Source organism: Streptomyces sp. NPDC111656 (assembly GCF_055656965.1).
The window spans coordinates 388623-405095 of record NZ_JBVKCA010000003.1 but is presented as its reverse complement, the minus strand read 5'-3'; the positions used below and the strand labels follow the sequence as shown (position 1 = coordinate 405095).

At 71.0% G+C, this 16473-nt stretch carries 14 protein-coding genes; 11 read left to right on the top strand and 3 right to left on the bottom strand.

Going from position 1 to position 16473, the window contains the following annotated elements; translation table 11 throughout:
* Positions 1-198: 198 nt before the first annotated feature.
* Positions 199-2118, top strand: coding sequence for an ABC transporter ATP-binding protein (locus tag ACZ7M3_RS12030; protein WP_472063110.1), 1920 nt, complete (start codon positions 199-201; stop codon positions 2116-2118).
* Positions 2119-2183: 65 nt separating this feature from the next.
* Here the strand turns inward: ACZ7M3_RS12030 and ACZ7M3_RS12025 are convergent, their stop codons facing one another.
* Positions 2184-4574, bottom strand: a complete 2391-nt coding sequence (locus ACZ7M3_RS12025) for an MMPL family transporter (RefSeq protein WP_472062731.1) — start codon at positions 4572-4574, stop codon at positions 2184-2186.
* A gap of 102 nt (positions 4575-4676) precedes the next feature.
* Here ACZ7M3_RS12025 and ACZ7M3_RS12020 point away from each other — a divergent pair, with 102 nt between their 5' ends.
* Positions 4677-5312, top strand: a complete 636-nt coding sequence (locus ACZ7M3_RS12020) for a TetR/AcrR family transcriptional regulator (RefSeq protein WP_355615098.1) — start codon at positions 4677-4679, stop codon at positions 5310-5312.
* Positions 5313-5352: 40 nt separating this feature from the next.
* Here the strand turns inward: ACZ7M3_RS12020 and ACZ7M3_RS12015 are convergent, their stop codons facing one another.
* Positions 5353-6309, bottom strand: a complete 957-nt coding sequence (locus ACZ7M3_RS12015; protein ID WP_472062729.1) for a LysR family transcriptional regulator — start codon at positions 6307-6309, stop codon at positions 5353-5355.
* 116 nt (positions 6310-6425) lie between these two features.
* On the opposite strand from ACZ7M3_RS12015, the gene ACZ7M3_RS12010 reads away from it, so the two are divergent.
* The 6 genes from ACZ7M3_RS12010 to ACZ7M3_RS11985 are packed head-to-tail and all read left to right on the top strand — an operon-like array spanning position 6426 to position 13175.
* On the top strand, positions 6426-7298 hold the full coding sequence (locus ACZ7M3_RS12010) for an FAD binding domain-containing protein (protein ID WP_060897855.1): 873 nt from the start codon (positions 6426-6428) through the stop codon (positions 7296-7298).
* A 1-nt stretch (position 7299) separates the two neighbouring features.
* Entirely contained in the window at positions 7300-7827 is a 528-nt protein-coding gene (locus tag ACZ7M3_RS12005; protein WP_355301144.1) for a (2Fe-2S)-binding protein, read from the top strand.
* Positions 7824-10196: an aerobic carbon-monoxide dehydrogenase large subunit gene (locus ACZ7M3_RS12000; RefSeq protein WP_472062727.1), complete on the top strand. Its 2373-nt coding sequence runs from the start codon at positions 7824-7826 to the stop codon at positions 10194-10196. The genes ACZ7M3_RS12005 and ACZ7M3_RS12000 overlap by 4 nt, the downstream gene beginning before the upstream one ends.
* A gap of 10 nt (positions 10197-10206) precedes the next feature.
* Positions 10207-11133, top strand: a complete 927-nt coding sequence (locus ACZ7M3_RS11995) for an XdhC family protein (protein ID WP_472062725.1) — start codon at positions 10207-10209, stop codon at positions 11131-11133.
* Positions 11126-12034 carry an AAA family ATPase gene (locus ACZ7M3_RS11990; RefSeq protein ID WP_351305385.1) on the top strand — a complete coding sequence of 303 codons (909 nt, stop codon included), beginning with the start codon at positions 11126-11128 and terminating at the stop codon, positions 12032-12034. Before ACZ7M3_RS11995 ends, ACZ7M3_RS11990 begins: the two co-directional genes overlap by 8 nt.
* Positions 12027-13175, top strand: a complete 1149-nt coding sequence (locus ACZ7M3_RS11985) for a vWA domain-containing protein (RefSeq protein ID WP_472062723.1) — start codon at positions 12027-12029, stop codon at positions 13173-13175. The genes ACZ7M3_RS11990 and ACZ7M3_RS11985 overlap by 8 nt, the downstream gene beginning before the upstream one ends.
* A 515-nt stretch (positions 13176-13690) precedes the next feature.
* Here the strand turns inward: ACZ7M3_RS11985 and ACZ7M3_RS11980 are convergent.
* The gene (locus ACZ7M3_RS11980) at positions 13691-14104 is read right to left on the bottom strand and encodes an FKBP-type peptidyl-prolyl cis-trans isomerase (RefSeq protein ID WP_472062721.1); all 414 of its coding nucleotides are present in this window, start codon (positions 14102-14104) and stop codon (positions 13691-13693) included.
* Positions 14105-14813: 709 nt separating this feature from the next.
* Between ACZ7M3_RS11980 and panD the strand changes: the two genes are divergently transcribed.
* Genes panD through ACZ7M3_RS11965 form a run of 3 tightly spaced genes read left to right on the top strand, consistent with a single transcriptional unit; the run spans position 14814 to position 16285 of the window.
* Positions 14814-15233: an aspartate 1-decarboxylase gene (gene panD, locus ACZ7M3_RS11975; protein WP_472062719.1), complete on the top strand. Its 420-nt coding sequence runs from the start codon at positions 14814-14816 to the stop codon at positions 15231-15233.
* Between the two features lie 60 nt (positions 15234-15293).
* Entirely contained in the window at positions 15294-15638 is a 345-nt protein-coding gene (locus ACZ7M3_RS11970; RefSeq protein ID WP_323138775.1) for a GNAT family N-acetyltransferase, read from the top strand.
* Positions 15638-16285 (top strand): aspartate/glutamate racemase family protein, encoded by a 648-nt coding sequence (locus ACZ7M3_RS11965; RefSeq protein WP_472062717.1) that lies wholly within the window; start codon positions 15638-15640, stop codon positions 16283-16285. Before ACZ7M3_RS11970 ends, ACZ7M3_RS11965 begins: the two co-directional genes overlap by 1 nt.
* The last annotated feature ends 188 nt before the right edge of the window (positions 16286-16473 follow it).

Here is a 16473-nt window from a genome sequence, read left to right as displayed (position 1 = left end):
CGCCAACGGGGGGTTGCGGGCGCGCGTCCGGCGGACGACGTGCCGGGCAAGGTGCGGGAGGGGTCGTCGCCGTCGTGGGTGCCGTCATGAATTCCTTACTGTGTTCTTCACCGTGCTCTTCACTGTGTTCTTTCTGGACTTCGTCCCGGAATCATTGACCTCAACGATGCTTGAGGTCCTACGGTCACTCCCATGAGCATGGAGAGCACAGCCTGGACCCAGCTGTACAGCGTCATGAACGCGCAGCAGGAGCGCCGTCCCTTCGCCCGCGCGACGCTGCGTCGCATCGCCGCCTTCGCCCGTCCGCATCGCCGCCGCATCGGCCAGTTCGTGGTCCTCAGCGTGCTGACCGCGCTGCTGGCCGTCGCGACGCCGGTGCTCGCGGGGCGCGTCGTGGACGCCATCGTGTCCGGCGGCGACGAAGAAACCGTCATCCGCCTTGCCGTGCTCATCGCACTCATCGCGCTCGCCGAGGCGGCGCTCGGGCTCCTCGGCCGCTGGCTCTCGGCGACGCTCGGTGAGGGGCTCATCCTCGATCTGCGGACGGCTGTGTTCGATCATGTGCAGCGCATGCCGGTCGCGTTCTTCACACGTACCCGTACGGGCGCGCTGGTCAGTCGACTCAACAACGACGTGATCGGCGCCCAACGCGCCTTCAGCAACACGCTGTCCGGAGTCGTCAGCAATCTCGTCACGCTGCTGCTCACCCTCGCCGTCATGCTCACCCTGTCCTGGCAGATCACGCTGCTCGCGCTGGTGCTGCTGCCGGTGTTCGTGGTGCCCGCACGGCGGACGGGCAGCCGGATGGCACGTCTGCAACGGGAGGCGGCGAACCTGAACGCGTCGATGGGCACCCGGATGACCGAGCGGTTCTCCGCACCCGGCGCCACGCTCATCAAGCTCTTCGGGCGGCCCGGGGACGAGTCCGCGGAGTTCGCGGCACGGGCCCGGCGGGTGCGGGACATCGGGGTGCGTACGGCGATGGCGCAGTCGGCGTTCATCACGGCCCTCACGCTGGTCTCCGCCCTGGCCCTCGCGCTCGTGTACGGCCTCGGCGGCTGGTTCGCCCTGCGCGGCAGCCTGGAGCCGGGCGCCGTCGTCTCACTGGCGCTGCTGCTGACCCGCCTGTACGCGCCGCTCACCTCGCTCGCCGGGGCGCGCGTCGAGGTCATGAGCGCCCTGGTGAGCTTCGAGCGCGTCTTCGAGGTGCTCGACCTCAAGCCGCTCATCGAGGAGAAACCCGACGCCCGTACGGTCCCGGAAGGCCCGGCGGCCGTGGAGTTCCAGGACGTCCGCTTCGCCTACCCCTCCGCAGACAAGGTCTCCCTCGCCTCCCTCGAGGAGGTCGCCGCCCTCGACACCCGGGGTGGCGCCGAGGTCCTGCACGGCGTGTCCTTCCGCGCCGAGCCCGGCCAGACCGTCGCCCTCGTCGGCTCCTCCGGCGCCGGCAAGTCGACCATCGCCCAACTGCTGCCGCGCCTGTACGACACCGACGAGGGCACCGTCCGTATCGGCGGCGTCGACGTCCGCGACCTGAGCGCCGAGTCGATGCGCGAGACGCTCGGCATGGTCACCCAGGACGGTCACCTCTTCCACGACTCGGTACGCGCCAACCTGCTCCTGGCCCGCCCCTCCGCGACGGAGGACGACTTGTGGGACGTACTGCGCAGGTCCCGCCTCGAAGACCTCGTACGCTCCCTGCCCGACGGCCTCGACACCGTGGTCGGCGAGCGCGGCTACCGTCTCTCCGGCGGCGAGCGCCAGCGCATGACCATCGCCCGACTGCTGCTCGCCCGCCAGCGTGTCGTCATCCTCGACGAGGCCACCGCCCATCTGGACAACACCTCGGAGGCGGCTGTCCAGGAGGCGCTCACCGAGGCGCTGGAAGGGCGCACGGCCGTGGTGATCGCGCACCGGCTGTCCACCGTGCGGACCGCCGACGTGATCCTCGTCGTGGAGGCCGGACGGATCGTGGAGCGGGGCACGCACGAGGAGTTGCTCACGGCGGAGGGCCGGTACGCGGAGCTGTACCGGACTCAGTTCAAGAAGGACCGGGAAGTCGGCAAGGACCGGGACGGCGTGGCGGAGGTCGCCGTCGCGGCGGAGGCGATCCCGTAGGACCGTCGGCCGACGCCCCGCCCCCGGATCACCGGATCCGGGGGTGGGGCGGCAGTGAGGTGTCGTCAGTCGGCCTTCGACGGGACAAGAGGTACGGATTCCGGTACGGCGTGGGCGGGGCCGAGCCGGTCGCCCTCGATGTCGAGCTCGGGAAGGAGCCGCTCCAGCCACTTCGGCAGCCACCAGGCCGCGTGCCGCGTCAGTGCCAGGACGGCCGGGACGAAGGTCATCCGGACGACGAACGCGTCGAGCAGGACACCGGCGGCGAGTGCGAAGGCGATCTGTTTCAGCATCATGCTGTCGGAGGTGAGGAAGGCGGCGAACACCGAGGTCATGATGAGGGCCGCGGCCGTCACGACCCGCCCGCTGTGCCGCGCGCCGCTGTGTACCGCGCCCAGCGGATTCCCGGTACGGAGGTAGGACTCCCGCATCCTCGAGACGAGGAAGACCTCGTAGTCCATCGCGAGGCCGAACAGCACGGCCAGCAGGATGATCGGCAGGAAGCTGCTGACCGGTCCGGTGGTGTCCACACCGATCAGGCTGCCGAGGTGGCCCAGCTGGAAGACGCCGACCACCGCGCCGAGGGTCGCCGCGATCGAGAGAAGGAAGCCCGCCGCGGCCTTGAGAGGCACCACCAGTGAGCGGAAGACCAGGAGCAGCAGGAGCAGCGACAGCCCGATCACGACGGCAGCGAAGGGGATCAGCGCGGAGTCGAGCTTCGCGGCGACGTCGACGCTCACGGCGGTGCTGCCCGTGACCTGGACGGTGGCGCCGGTGTCCCGCAGGATCGCGGCCCGGTCGTCGCGGATGGAGTTGACCAGCGTCTTGGTCGCCGGGTCGCTGGGCGCGCTGTCCGGTATCACCTGGATGAGCGCGGTGTGGGTGGCCGGGTTGGCCACGGGCTTGCCGACGGTGGCCACGCCGGGCAGCGCGCCGATGGTGGCGGCGACGTGCTGGGCGGCCGTGGTGGGGTCGGAGCTGTTGCTGGTGTCGGCCAGCACGAGGAGGGGGCCGTTGAAACCGGGCCCGAGCTTCTCGCCCACCCTTTCGAAGGCGATGCGCTGAGAGGAGGAGCCGGGCGCGGTGCCGTTGTCGGGCAGGGCGAGGCGCATGTCGTGAGCGGGCCAGGCAAGCGCGCCGAGGGAGGCCACCACCGCGACCAGGGTCAGCAGGGGGCGGCGGGTGACCAGCCGGAACCAGCGCTCGGCGGCGTTGGCGGCCGTGCCGGCGACGTGCTCGCCGGTACGGCTCATGACGCGCCGGCGGGTACTGCTCGCGACGTGCTCGCTGGTAAGGCTCGCGACGATCTCCCCGGTACCGCCGGCGACGTGGTCACCGGTGCCGCTCAGGACGTTATCCCCGGTAGTGCTCACGACGTTCTCGCCGTCGGCGTCCTCGCCCGCACCGCCGACGGCCTGCTCGCGGCGCATCGCGCGGGAGCCCGGCCCGGGCGTCAGACGGGTGCCGGCGAAGCCGAGGACGGCGGGCAGCAGCGTGGTCGCGACCAGTACGGCGATCAGCACCGCGCCGGCGGCCGCCAGTCCCATGGCCGTCAGATAGGGGATGCCGACCACAGTGAGGCCGGTCATCGCGATGACCACGGTCAGTCCGGCGAACACCACGGCGCTGCCCGCGGTGCCCACCGCCAGCGCGGCCGACTCCTCCGGCTCCATGCCGTGGGCGAGGTGGAACCGGTGACGGCTGACGATGAACAGGGCGTAGTCGATGCCGACCGCGAGCCCGATCATCAGGGCCAGGCTCTGCGCGGTCGAGGAGATCGAGACGGTCCCGGTGAGCGACAGCGCACCGAAGATGGCCGTGGCGACACCGAAGAGCGCCGTGACGACGGGGATTCCGGCGGTCAGCAGGGAGCCGAAGGTCAGCGTGAGGATGACCAGGGCGACGCCGACGCCGATGATGTCGCTTCGGTGGGACTCCGACGGGGCGTTGCCGAACGCGGAGCCGCCGACGTCGACCCGCATGCCCTGCTGGTTCGCCCCGGCCACGGCGGACTTGAGCTCGTCCAGCGCGTTCGGCTCCAACGCGCTCTGCGGGACCTCGTAGCGCACCTGCGCGACGGCGGTGGTGCCGTCCGCGGAGATGGTGTGAGCGTCGAACGGGCTCACCACCTTGGCGACTTGGGGCGCGGACCCGGCCGCGTCCAGGGCGGCCCGGATACGGGCGCTGTCGGCCGGGCCGGTCACCTTCTGGCCGTCCGTCGCGGTGAACACGATCTGCGCGCTCGTGCCGGAGAAGGTGGGGAAGTCGGTCTTCATCCGGTCCAGGGCCCGCTGGGACTCGGAGCCGGGGATCGCGAAGGTGTTGTCGAGCTTGCCGGTGCCGCCGAAGGCCGTCATGCAGAGCACGGCGGCCGCGACCAGCGCCAACCACAGGGCCAGCATGCGTCGTCGGCGGCGGAAGGCGAGGCGCCCGAGGCGGTGAAGGAAGGCGGGCATGACGCTCCATGGTGAGAAAGCGGTCCCAAGAAACTGGCAGTCCTGCCACAATAACAAAGTGGCAGGACTGCCAAGTTTTCGCGGGGCTGGGATACTCGGGGTGTGGAGAGCGCGACAGAACCGGGACGCAGGGAACAGAACAAGCGGCGCACGCATGAGGCGCTGATCCACGCGGCGGCGGGGCTGTTCCAGGAAAACGGCTACGAGGCGACGACCGTGCGGGACATCGCCGCCGCCGCGGGCGTCGGGGAGCGGACCTTCTTCCGCTACTTCCCCTCAAAGGAGAGCCTGATCCTGCAGCACGTCCGGGACTTCATCCCGCTGCTGGAGGAGGCGATCCGGGCCCGCCCGCAGGGCGAAACTCCCCTCGCGGCCCTGCGCAACGCCGTCCTGGAACTGGCCGGTCGCGACGACTGGGCCGCCGGGATCCTCCTCGCCGGACCGCAGCCCCTGTCGACCGCTCCGTCAGGGCGCGGCGAACGCTTCCTCCTGTTCGACCTGGAGGAAGCCGTCGCATCGGCGTTCCTGGACCGCATGACGGTGGACGGTGCCGACCCGGCCGCGCCGGAAAGCGTGCTGCGGGCGTCCGTCCTGGCCCGCGCGGGCGTGGGCGTGCTGCGCGCCCTGCGACTCACCTACGCCCGCCTGCCGGAGGCGACCCGCGACGAGATCGGCGTGCTCGACTTCACCCACGCGGCCTTCGCGACGCTGACGGACGCGGAGGGGCACACCCCGTAGGGCGCGCAAGCGGGTCGTGGCTATGGGGGAGCCTGCTCTCTCACGTGCCCCAGAGCGTGACGTACACCGGGGGCCGGAACCGGGAGGGCGGGACGCCGGTGCCGGGCGCGCGCATGATGCGGGTCGCTGCGGGCGTGTGCAGGAAGTGCAGGAACGCGTCGGTGGCCGGGGAACGATGCTCGGGCTGCAGGACGGTGGCGTGCCACGTGGCGTCCGACGGCGTGGCAGGGGTCTCCAGTATCCGCAGCTCGTCACGCCGGATGCGGGGCGACACCAGATGAGCCAACGCCGGTGCCACCCCCGCTCCCTCGGCGGCGGCCGCCCAGGTCGCGGCCTGGTTGGGGAACACCCGCACGTGTCCCTCGGCCACTCCGAGCCGACGCAGCAACCGCCCGGAGTCCGCGTCCGGATCGGTCCCGGAGGAATCGACCAGCCACGACCACCGCGGCGGCGGACCGGGCGGCCGCGGCGACCCGGCGCCGATCACCACGACCAACCGGGTGCGGAACAGCGGCTCGCTGACCAGTTCGCCCCTGCGGGCGGCGCCAGGACACGGCCCGAGCGCGACGTCGGCCAGCCGGTTCTCCACCAGCACGCGTATCTCGTTGCCGGCGGCCACCCCGAACGAGGTCTCGGTCCTGCGCCCCGAGCGACAGGCGAAGGCCTCCACGAGCGACGGGAGTACGAACTCGGCCAGCGTGCTCGTGGCGACGATCCGCAGTTCGTCGGGCGCACCCCGGGCCACCCGCACCGCGGCCTCGGCTTCGGCGCTCAGCGCGACCATCCGCGACGCGACGGGCAGCAGCCGCGCCCCGGCGGGCGTCAGACGCATCCCACCACCGCCGGTGCGCCGGATGAGTGGATCGCCGAAGTGGGCGCGCAGCGCGGCGAGCGACTGTGACACCGCGGACTCGCTCACGTTCAGAGTCCGCGCCGCGGCGCCCACCGAACCGAGCCGGGCAACCAGCACGAAGGTGCTGAGCTGCGTAACGGTCACTATCCGATTTTCTCGCATTCAGGGCGATAAGTGAATGCTTATACACCCATTGCGTGACCAATGTGGAAGAGCGCAGCATCGATGCAGCAACGGGCACAGCGTCTGAGGAGGGCCCGATGCAGGTTCCGGCTGCGTTCCAGTACGAGAGGGCCACCAGCCTCGAGCAGGCGATCGAGCTGCTCACACGGTACGGGCCCGAGGCCCGGGTAGTGGCGGGCGGACACAGTCTGCTGCCGATGATGAAGCTGCGGCTGGCCCAGCCCGAAGCCCTGATCGACATCAACGGCCTCGGCGAGCTGGCGTTGATCCGGGTGGACGGGCACGACCTGGCCGTCGGAGCGATGGTCCGCCACGCGGAGCTGCTCGCTTCGCCGGTTGTCGGCGAACACTTCCCCATCCTGAGGGACGCGGAACGGGTCATCGCCGATCCGCTCGTCCGCAACCGGGGCACCGTGGGCGGCTCGCTGTGCCAGGCCGATCCGTCGGAGGACCTGTCCGCGGCGTTCTCAGCCCTGCGGGCGACCCTGGTCGCCCAGGGCCCGGGAGGCAGGCGCACCATCGGGATCAGGGAGTTCTTCCTCGGGCCGTACGAGACCGCACTGAACGAAGCGGAGCTCTTGGTGGAGATCCGAGTGCCCATCCGTTCACACGCCAGCGCCTACCGCAAGGTCGAGCGCAGAGTGGGCGACTGGGCGGTCGTCGCCGCGGGAGCGGTACTGGAGATCTCCGACGGCGTCATCACCGAGGCGGGGATCGGACTGACCGCGGTGGGTGCCCGACGGTTCGTGGCCGAGCAGGCGGAGGACTTCCTGCGCGGCGGACGGCCGGACGACGAGGGCTTCGCCGAGGCGGGCCGGATCGCCGCGCAGGAGTGCAGGCCGACGGCCGACCAGCGCGGCCCGGTCGACTACAAGCGGCATCTGGCCGGGGAGCTCACCACGCGGGCGCTGCGCGCCGCCGCCGCGCGTGCCCAGGGGCAGGAGGCGTGACATGCGGATCACGGTGACCGTGAACGGCGAGCAGTACACGAGGGACGTGGAACCCAGGCTGCTGCTCGTGCACTTCCTGCGCGACGAACTCGGACTCACCGGCACCCACTGGGGCTGCGACACCTCCAACTGCGGGGTGTGCACCGTCTGGCTGGACGCGACGCCGGTCAAGTCCTGCACCGTACTCGCGGTGATGGCCGACGGCCACGAGGTGCGGACCGTCGAGGGCCTGGCACACGGGGCCGAACTCGACCCGGTGCAACAGGGATTCATCGCCTGCCACGGGCTGCAGTGCGGCTTCTGCACGCCGGGGATGATGTTGACGGCACGCTGGCTGCTCGACCACAACGCGGATCCGTCGGAGGAGGACATCCGCGAGGCCATCTCCGGACAGATGTGCCGCTGCACCGGTTACGAGAACATCGTGCGCTCCATCCGCTGGGCCGCCGAGCACGGCGGTGGGGCGCAGACTGCGGACGCAGCCGCGGACACAGAGCCGGCGCCCGGCCGCGAGGAGGTGCGGGCATGACGACCACCGAGGAACGGCCGGTCGGCTTCGGACGGATGCCCCGCAAGGAGGACGCTCGGTTCGTCCGCGGCCACGGGACCTACGTCGACGACGTGCGGCTGCCCGGGATGCTGTACGGAGCGATCCTGCGCAGCCCACTGGCACACGCCCGGATCGTGTCCGTCGACATCAGCGCCGCCGAGGCACACCCGAAGGTCAAGGCCGTGATCACCGGGGAGACCCTGGCCGGTCTCGGGCTGGCCTGGATGCCCACGCTCTCGTACGACACGCAGGCGGTGCTCGCCACCGACAAGGTGCGCTTCCAGGGCCAGGAGGTCGCCTTCGTCGTCGCCGAGGACCGGTACGCCGCCCGGGACGCCCTCGAACTGATCGACGTGGAGTACGAACCGTTGCCACCGGTCGTCGACGCCCGCCGGGCGCTCGACCCGGACGCGCCGGTGATCCGCGACGACAAGGAGCATCAGAGCGACAACCACATCTTCGACTGGTCGGCGGGCGACAAGGAGCGAACCGACGAGGTCTTCGCGGCCGCCGACGTCGTGGTGGAGCAGGACATGCTCTACCCGCGGGTGCACCCGGCGCCGCTGGAGACCTGTGGCACCGTGGCCGACATGGACGCCATCACCGGGAAGCTGACGGTGTGGTCCACCACCCAGGCCCCGCACGCCCACCGCACGATCTACGCGATGGTGGCCGGCATCCCGGAGCACAAGATCCGGATCATCTCCCCGGACATCGGGGGCGGCTTCGGCAACAAGGTCGGCATCTACCCCGGTTACGTGTGCGCGGTCGTCGGCTCGATCGTCACCGGCAAGCCGGTGAAGTGGGTGGAGGACCGCTCGGAGAACCTGATGAGCACCTCCTTCGCCCGCGACTACCACATGCACGGCGAGATCGCGGCGACGAAGGACGGGAAGATCCTGGGCCTGCGCGTCCATGTCATCGCCGATCACGGCGCGTTCAACGCGACCGCACAGCCGACCCAGTTCCCGGCCGGCTTCTTCGGCGTCTTCACCGGCTCGTACGACCTGGCTGCCGCCCACTGCACCGTGACCGGCGTCTACACCGACAAGGCCCCCGGCGGCGTCGCCTACGCCTGCTCGTTCCGCGTCACCGAGGCCGTGTACCTGGTCGAGCGGATGGTCGACGTGCTCGCGGACAGGCTCGGCACGGACCCGGCCGCGCTGCGGATGCGCAACCTGCTGCGGCCGGGGCAGTTCCCGTACAAGACGCAGACGGGGTGGGAGTACGACTCCGGCGACTACCCGCGTGCCCTGCGACTGGCCATGGACATCGCGCACTACGAGGACCTGCGCCGGGAGCAGGCCGAAAAGCGCGAGCGCGGCGAGCTGATGGGCATCGGGGTCAGCTTCTTCACCGAGGCCGTCGGCGCCGGCCCGCGGAGGCACATGGACATCCTCGGTCTCGGCATGGCCGACGGCGCCGAGCTGCGCGTGCACCCGACCGGCAAGGCCGTCCTGCGGATCTCCGTGCAGACCCAGGGGCAGGGCCACGAGACGACGTTCGCGCAGATCGTCGCCGAGGAACTGGGCATCCCGCCCGAGGACGTCGACGTGGTGCACGGGGACACCGACCAGACCCCGTTCGGGCTCGGCACCTACGGATCCCGCTCTACGCCGGTGTCCGGAGCCGCGGCCGCGATGGTCGCCCGCAAGGTGCGCGAACGCGCGAAGATCGTCGCCTCCGCGATGCTCGAAGTGAGCCCGGACGACCTGGAGTGGGAGAAGGGCCGCTGGTACGTCACGGGCGACCCCGACCAAGGCCGGACCATGACCGAGATCGCGCTCGCCGCACACTCCAACCTGGAGCTGCCCGAGGGCGTCGAGGGCCACCTGGACGCGACGTGCGTCTACAACCCGCCGAACCTCACCTTCCCCTTCGGCGCGTACATCTGCGTCGCCGACGTGGACGCGGACACCGGCCAGGTGAAGGTCCGCAGGTTCATCGCCGTGGACGACTGCGGCAACCGGATCAACCCCATGATCGTCGAGGGTCAGGTGCATGGCGGACTCGCCGACGGCCTCGGCATGGCGCTCATGCAGGTGATCGCCTTCGACGAGGACGGGAACTGTCTCGGCGGGTCGTTCATGGACTACCTCCTGCCCACCTCGGTCGAATGCCCGTCCTGGGAGCTCGGCGAGACCGTCACCCCTTCCCCCCATCACCCCATCGGAGCCAAGGGCGTCGGCGAGTCCGCCACGGTGGGCTCACCTGCCGCGGTGGTCAACGCCGTGGTCGACGCGCTGAAGCCGCTCGGCGTACGCCATGTCGACATGCCGCTGACGCCCGCCGCGGTGTGGCGGGCCGCCCAGGGCCGGCCGCTGCGCACCGACCTGGCGATCACCTGAGGTGCCGGCGATGACGAACACCGAACTGCTGAACCGCGCGGACGTGCTCCGGCACGGCCGTACCCCGTTCGTCCTGGCCACCGTCGTCCACACGGAACGGCCCACGAGCGCCAGGCCCGGGGACAGCGCGCTGGTGCTGCCCGACGGCACCGTCGAGGGCTTCGTGGGCGGCACATGCGCCGAGACGACGGTGCAACTGCAGGGCCTGCGGGTGCTGGAGACCGGAGAGTCGCTGCTGCTGAGGATCACGCCGGTCGCGGACACCGGCACCGAAGGCGCGCGGGATCCTGTCGAAGGTCTGGTCACGGTGGCCAACCCGTGCCTGTCGGGCGGCACGCTCGACATCTTCCTGGAGGCCAACCTCCCCCCGGCGTTGGCCTACGTCTACGGTCACGCCCCCATCGCCCGCGCCCTGCTCGACGTCGGTCGTGTGCTCGGCCTCGACGCCCGGCCGGCCTCGCCCGGGGAGCCGCTGCCGCCCGATCTGGACGTCGTCGTCATCGCCATGCACGGCCGCGACGAGGAGACCGTGCTGACCGAGGCCGTACGTGCCGGGGTCCCGTACATCGGGCTGGTGGCCAGCCCGAAGCGTGGCGCGGCGGTACTCGCCGGGTTGGATCTCGGCGAGGAACAGCGCACGCACCTCCACACCCCGGCAGGCCTGGACATCGGCGCGCGGACCCCGGCGGAGATCGCGCTGTCGGTGTACGCCGAGATCATCGCACTGCGGCCGCGGGTGGCCCGAGCCGCACGCCCCGCAGCCGGATCCGCCGCGCCGCAGGCCGTAACCGAGAACGTGGATCCCGTGTGCGGCATGACCGTGGCGATCACGCCCGCCACCCTCTCACTCGACCGGGCCGCCGGCAGTGTGTACTTCTGCGGGCCGGGGTGCCAGCACGCCTTCGCCGACGACCCCTCCCGGTACGCGCATGCCTGACCTCGACGCACTCGTACCCGATGTCGCCGCCCTGCGCTCGCGTCTGGACGCCGTCGGCTACCTGGCCGACGACGCCCTGGCCACGGCGCTGCTGCTGGCCGTGCGGATGCGGCAGCCGATCCTGCTGGAGGGCGAGCCCGGCGTCGGCAAGACCGAGGCGGCCCGCGCGCTCGCCGCCGTGCTCGACACCCAGCTGATCCGGCTGCAGTGCTATGAGGGACTGTCCTCGGCCGAGGCCCTCTACGAGTGGAACTATCCACGGCAACTACTGGCCATCCGGCTGGCCGAGTCCCGCGGGGAGCCCCTGCGGGACGCCGACCTGTTCACCGAGGACTATCTGCTGCCACGGCCGCTGCTCGCCGCGATATGCCATCCGGGGCCGCGCCCGGCGGTGTTGCTCATCGACGAGGTGGATCGCGCCGACGACGAGTTCGAGGCGTTCCTGCTGGAACTGCTCGCCGATGCCGCGGTCACCATCCCCGAGCTCGGTACCCGGACGGCTGTGGTGCCGCCGGTGGCCGTGCTGACCTCCAACCGCACCCGGGATCTGCACGACGCCCTCAAACGCCGCTGCCTCTACCACTGGATCGACTACCCGGACACCGCACGCGTCGCCGCGATCATCCGCAGACGGCTACCGGAGTCGGCCCAGTGGCTGGCCACGCATGTGGCGCGCGGGGTGGCGCGCCTGCGTGCCCGGCAGGAGCTCACCAAGCCGCCCGGCATCGCCGAGGCGATCGACTGGGCCGGCGCGCTGCACGCGCTGGGGCTCTCCGTTCTCGACGCCGACGCCGCCGACCGCACCCTGGGGGCGGTCCTCAAGTACGCCGAGGACCTACAGGCCGTGCGCCGGGCCGGATTGGCGGAACTGGTCGACGCCGAGGCCGGGTCCGATGCCTGACCTGCCGGAACTGGCCGCCTCGTTCACCGCCGCCCTGCATGGCGCGGGGATCGCGGTGGGCCCCGACCGTACCCGGAGCTTCGCTCGGGCGCTCACCCTGCTGGCGCCGTCGACGACGCGCGAGCTGCGGCACTGCGCGCTCGCCACCCTGGTGTCCGACCCCGAGCAGATCGAACCGTTCGACGCGGTCTTCCGCGAGGTCTTCGGCGGCCCGTTCGACCGCGAAGCACCACGCGGGCGACCCGGCGACCCGGCGCGATCGCTCAGGGACACCGTTCCCGGCTGCGTCCCCGGCACTCGGAAGGCCACCGGGAACGGACGTGGCCGGGAGGCCGACGTACAGCCGCGGGAGGCTCCCGTACCCCTCGCGGCCAGTCCGCTCGACCGTCTCGCCGGCCGCGACTTCGCGGAGCTGTCCCCCGAGGAACTGGCGCGGCTCTCCGAAGTGATGCGCACCATGGTGCTTCGCACCCCGACCCGGCCGTCCCGCCGGCGCCGCACCGCGCACCACGGTGCGCGCATCGACGTGCGCCGCACCCTCTCCGTCAGCCGGCGCACCGGCGGCTACCCGCTGCGGCTACGCCGCTTCGTGCCTCGCGCCCGCCCCCGCGACCTCATCGTGCTCTGTGACATCTCCGGATCGATGGAGCCCTACGCCCGCGCGATGCTCCAACTGCTCTACTGTGCCGCCCGCGCCACCCACGCCGAGGTCTTCACCTTCGCCACCCGCCTCACACGCCTCACACCCGTCCTCCGGCGGGCCGGGCCGCACGACGCCCTGGCACGGGCGGGCCGGGCGGCCCCGGACTGGTCCGGGGGCACCCGGATAGCGGAGTGCCTTGCGGAGTTCAACGAGCGGTTCGGCCGGCGCGGCATGGCGCACGGCGCCGTGGTCGCCATCATCTCCGACGGCTGGGACACCGGAGCGCCCGCCGACCTCGCCACCCAGATGGCACGGCTGTCCCGGGTCGCCTACCGCGTCGTATGGGTCAACCCGCGCACGGCGAGCCCGCGCTACCGTCCGCTCGTGGCCGGCATGGCTGCGGCACTGCCCTACTGCGACGCCGTCATCAGCGCCCACAACCTCGCGGCCCTGGGCGACTTCACCGCTGCACTGTCCGCCCCGCGCCGCCGCCGATGACCCAGGCGCCACCCTCTGAACCTTCGTCCGCCGGCCGGTGCGTGTTGGAGTGGATCTGCTCATGCACCCTGCAAACGTGGTCCGACACGACGTTGTTGATGGAAGTTGAAGCATCGCAAGGCGGGGGAGTTCCGCGAGGTTCCTCTGCCTTGCTCGGCGCGGGAAGTGATGGAGCGGTACCACAGAGCCGATGGAACGCCGCCGTGTGCAGTATCGGCTTGCGCAATGTGCTGCTGTTGGGCGGGGCCTTCTCGGACCAGCGCTGTGATCGGCAGTGCGACGAGCTGGATTCCGCCGGGGGCCTCCCCCGTTTGCCGAGCGCGGCCGCCGGGTTCAGACGTCCGGGCGGCGGCTCCGGGCAGGCCGTTGAGGCAGTCGGTCGCCTTGTGGTCTTCGGCGGTCACTGAGTCGCAGCGGAACCGTTCGGACGCTGCGGAGGCGGAAGCAGCAGCAGTGAGGAGCACGGCGGCGCCAACCCCGGGGGACGACGCAGCACGTCGTAGGGGGAGGAGCGGTCAGGGGTGCTGGGCGTTGCTCCACCCGGTTGTGCTGGAATACGAGTCCAGCAGGTCCACCACGAAGACCAGGGTCGAGCCCGCCGGGATCAACGGCGAGGGCGACTGATTGCCGTAGCCGAGACGCGGGGGAACGATGATCTCGCGCCGACCGCCGACCTTCATCCCCCTCACCCCCCGGTCCCAGCCCTTGATGACCTTGCCACTGCCCAGGGCGAACTTGAACGGCTGGCCCCGGTCCCAGGAGGCATCGAACTCCTTCCCGGACTCGAAGTTCACCCCGACATAGTGGACCCTGACCACCATGCCCGGCTTTACCTCAGCCCCGTCCCCGACGATCAGGTCCCGGATGGTCAGCTCGGTAGGAGCGTCACCCTCCGGAACGTCGACCTCGGGCTTCGTCAGTTCACTCATCGCAGCCTCATCACTCTCCGTCGGAAGCCGTCGCACGGACCAGCCGGACACATGGACACTCCATGCAGCAGATGGTCACGCTACCGAGAATGCCGGTCCCCGGAGCACACCAGACCCAGCGGCCACACGTGATGATCTTTCGCACAGGCGATGTACGCGACCGGCACGCACAGGTCACGTCTCGAGGCTGATCAGCGCTCGTGACGCCTCATGCCGCACCGTGCGCTCGCGCATCGCTCACGCATCCGCCGGGGTGGCGGCTGACCTGCGGCGCGTTCCGTGCCGGAACACGAGCGTTGTTCCGTTCGGAACAGACAGATTGTCCGGAATCGGAACAACCCTGGATGTCGCGGGTGAGGAAGGGGGGCCAGTCCTGCCGCGCGCGGGTGGCCCAGCACGGCCTGTTCGACGTCCTGGGCAGCGCCGCCGGTGGGGTAGTCACGGCACAGCTGCCGGCCCTGGCGTTCGTGCTGAGTGAGGCGGGAGGTGTAGCCGGTGCAGGCGCCGATGCCGATCTTGACTGCGTTCCACTCCTGGTGAGTGATCACGTAGACGTTCGACGGTCCTGCCCGGTCGATGCCGTGGGGTCAGCGTGGGTCCTGAAAAACATGGGGAAAACTGCCCGAACAAGCGACTGGTTGTAAGCTGTGGAAACAGCCCTTGACCTGCAAAAGCGCAGGCAGGGAGCAGGCAAATCGGGAGTTTCTCCATGCTTCGCACCATGTTCAAGTCCAAGATCCACCGCGCCACCGTCACCCAGGCCGACCTGCACTACGTCGGATCCGTCACGATCGACGCCGATCTGCTCGACGCCGCGGATCTGCTGCCGGGTGAGCTCGTGCACATCGTCGACATCACCAACGGTGCCCGCCTGGAGACGTACGTCATCGAGGGCGAGCGCGGTTCCGGGGTCGTCGGGATCAACGGGGCGGCGGCCCATCTCGTGCATCCCGGAGATCTGGTGATCATCATCAGTTACGCTCAGGTCTCCGACGCCGAGGCGCGGGCGCTGCGGCCCAGGGTCGTGCATGTGGACCACGACAACCGGATCGTGGCCCTCGGTGCCGATCCGTCCGAACCGGTGCCGGGCTCGGACCAGGAGCGCAGCCCGCGGGCGGTCACCGTCTGAACCCCGGGCCCGGGGCAGCGGCTGAGCAAGCAGATGACCCGAGGACGCGAGGAGTTGCCCATGAGCGACATAGAGATCCGCGACGACCGTGCGGGTGGCCGCCTCGAGGCGATCGCCGGGGACGAAGTGGTCGGCCACATCGAGTACTTCGTCCTCGAGGCCCCCGCGCGCGCCCTCGTCCCCGTGCACACCATCGTGGAACCCGAGCACGAGGGGAAGGGCATCGCGGGCTCCCTCGCCCGTGAGCTGTACGGCATCGCCGCGCGCGAGGGCATCGTGGTCGCGCCCCTGTGCCCGTACGTCGTGAAGTGGGCGGCGCGCCACCCCGAGGAGGCTCCGGCGGCCGACCCGGAGCTGCTCGGGGCGGCGACGGAGTGGCTCGAGACGCACCCCGGGCGCTTCTGATGAACCGATCGGGTCCGCTCGCCCTGCTGCACACCTCGCCCCTGCACATCCCCGTCTTCGACGAGCTGCGCGACGAGGACCACCAGGGGCTGGAACTACGGCACATGGTGGACGAGGAACTGTTGGCCCGGGCCCGGCGTGAGGGCCCGGCCGCGGTGGCAGGCGAGGTGCGGGCGGCCCTCGACCGGGCCGTGGCCGACGGGGCGCGTGCCGTGCTGTGCACCTGCTCGACCATCGGCGCCGTCGCCGAGGAGGCGGGCGCCGGGGTACCCGTGCTCCGGGTTGACCGTCCGATGGCCGCCGCCGCGGTCGCCGCGGGCCCCCGTGTGGTGGTCGTCGCGACGTCGGAGAGCACCTTGGAGCCGACGGTCGCCCTCGTCGAGGAGGAGGCCCGCGCCGCCGGGCGCTCCGCACAGGTCCGTACGCTGCTGGTCGACGGGGCCTGGGCCCGTTTCGAGGCGGGCGACATCGACGGGTACGTCCGCAGCGTGGCGACGGCCGCCGACTCGGTCACCGACGCCGACGCGATCGTCCTCGCCCAGGCGTCCATGACCCCGGCCCAGCAACTGACCACGACCGCGGTCCCGGTACTCTCCAGCCCCCGCCCGGGGCTCGCGGCCGGGGCGGACGCGGTGCGCCACGGGTAGATGCCCGGTGGGCGCGCCTCCGGTGCGACGGCCGGGTCCGTCTGGTCCAACTGGTCCGTACGCCCTGCGCGACGGGGTGACTGGGGGAGCGGTGGCCGGGTACGCGTGGGACAAGTCCAGGGCCGACGTATCGACTGGCTGGAGGACACGATGACGCATCCGAACCCCGATCCGGTGCAACCGGGTCC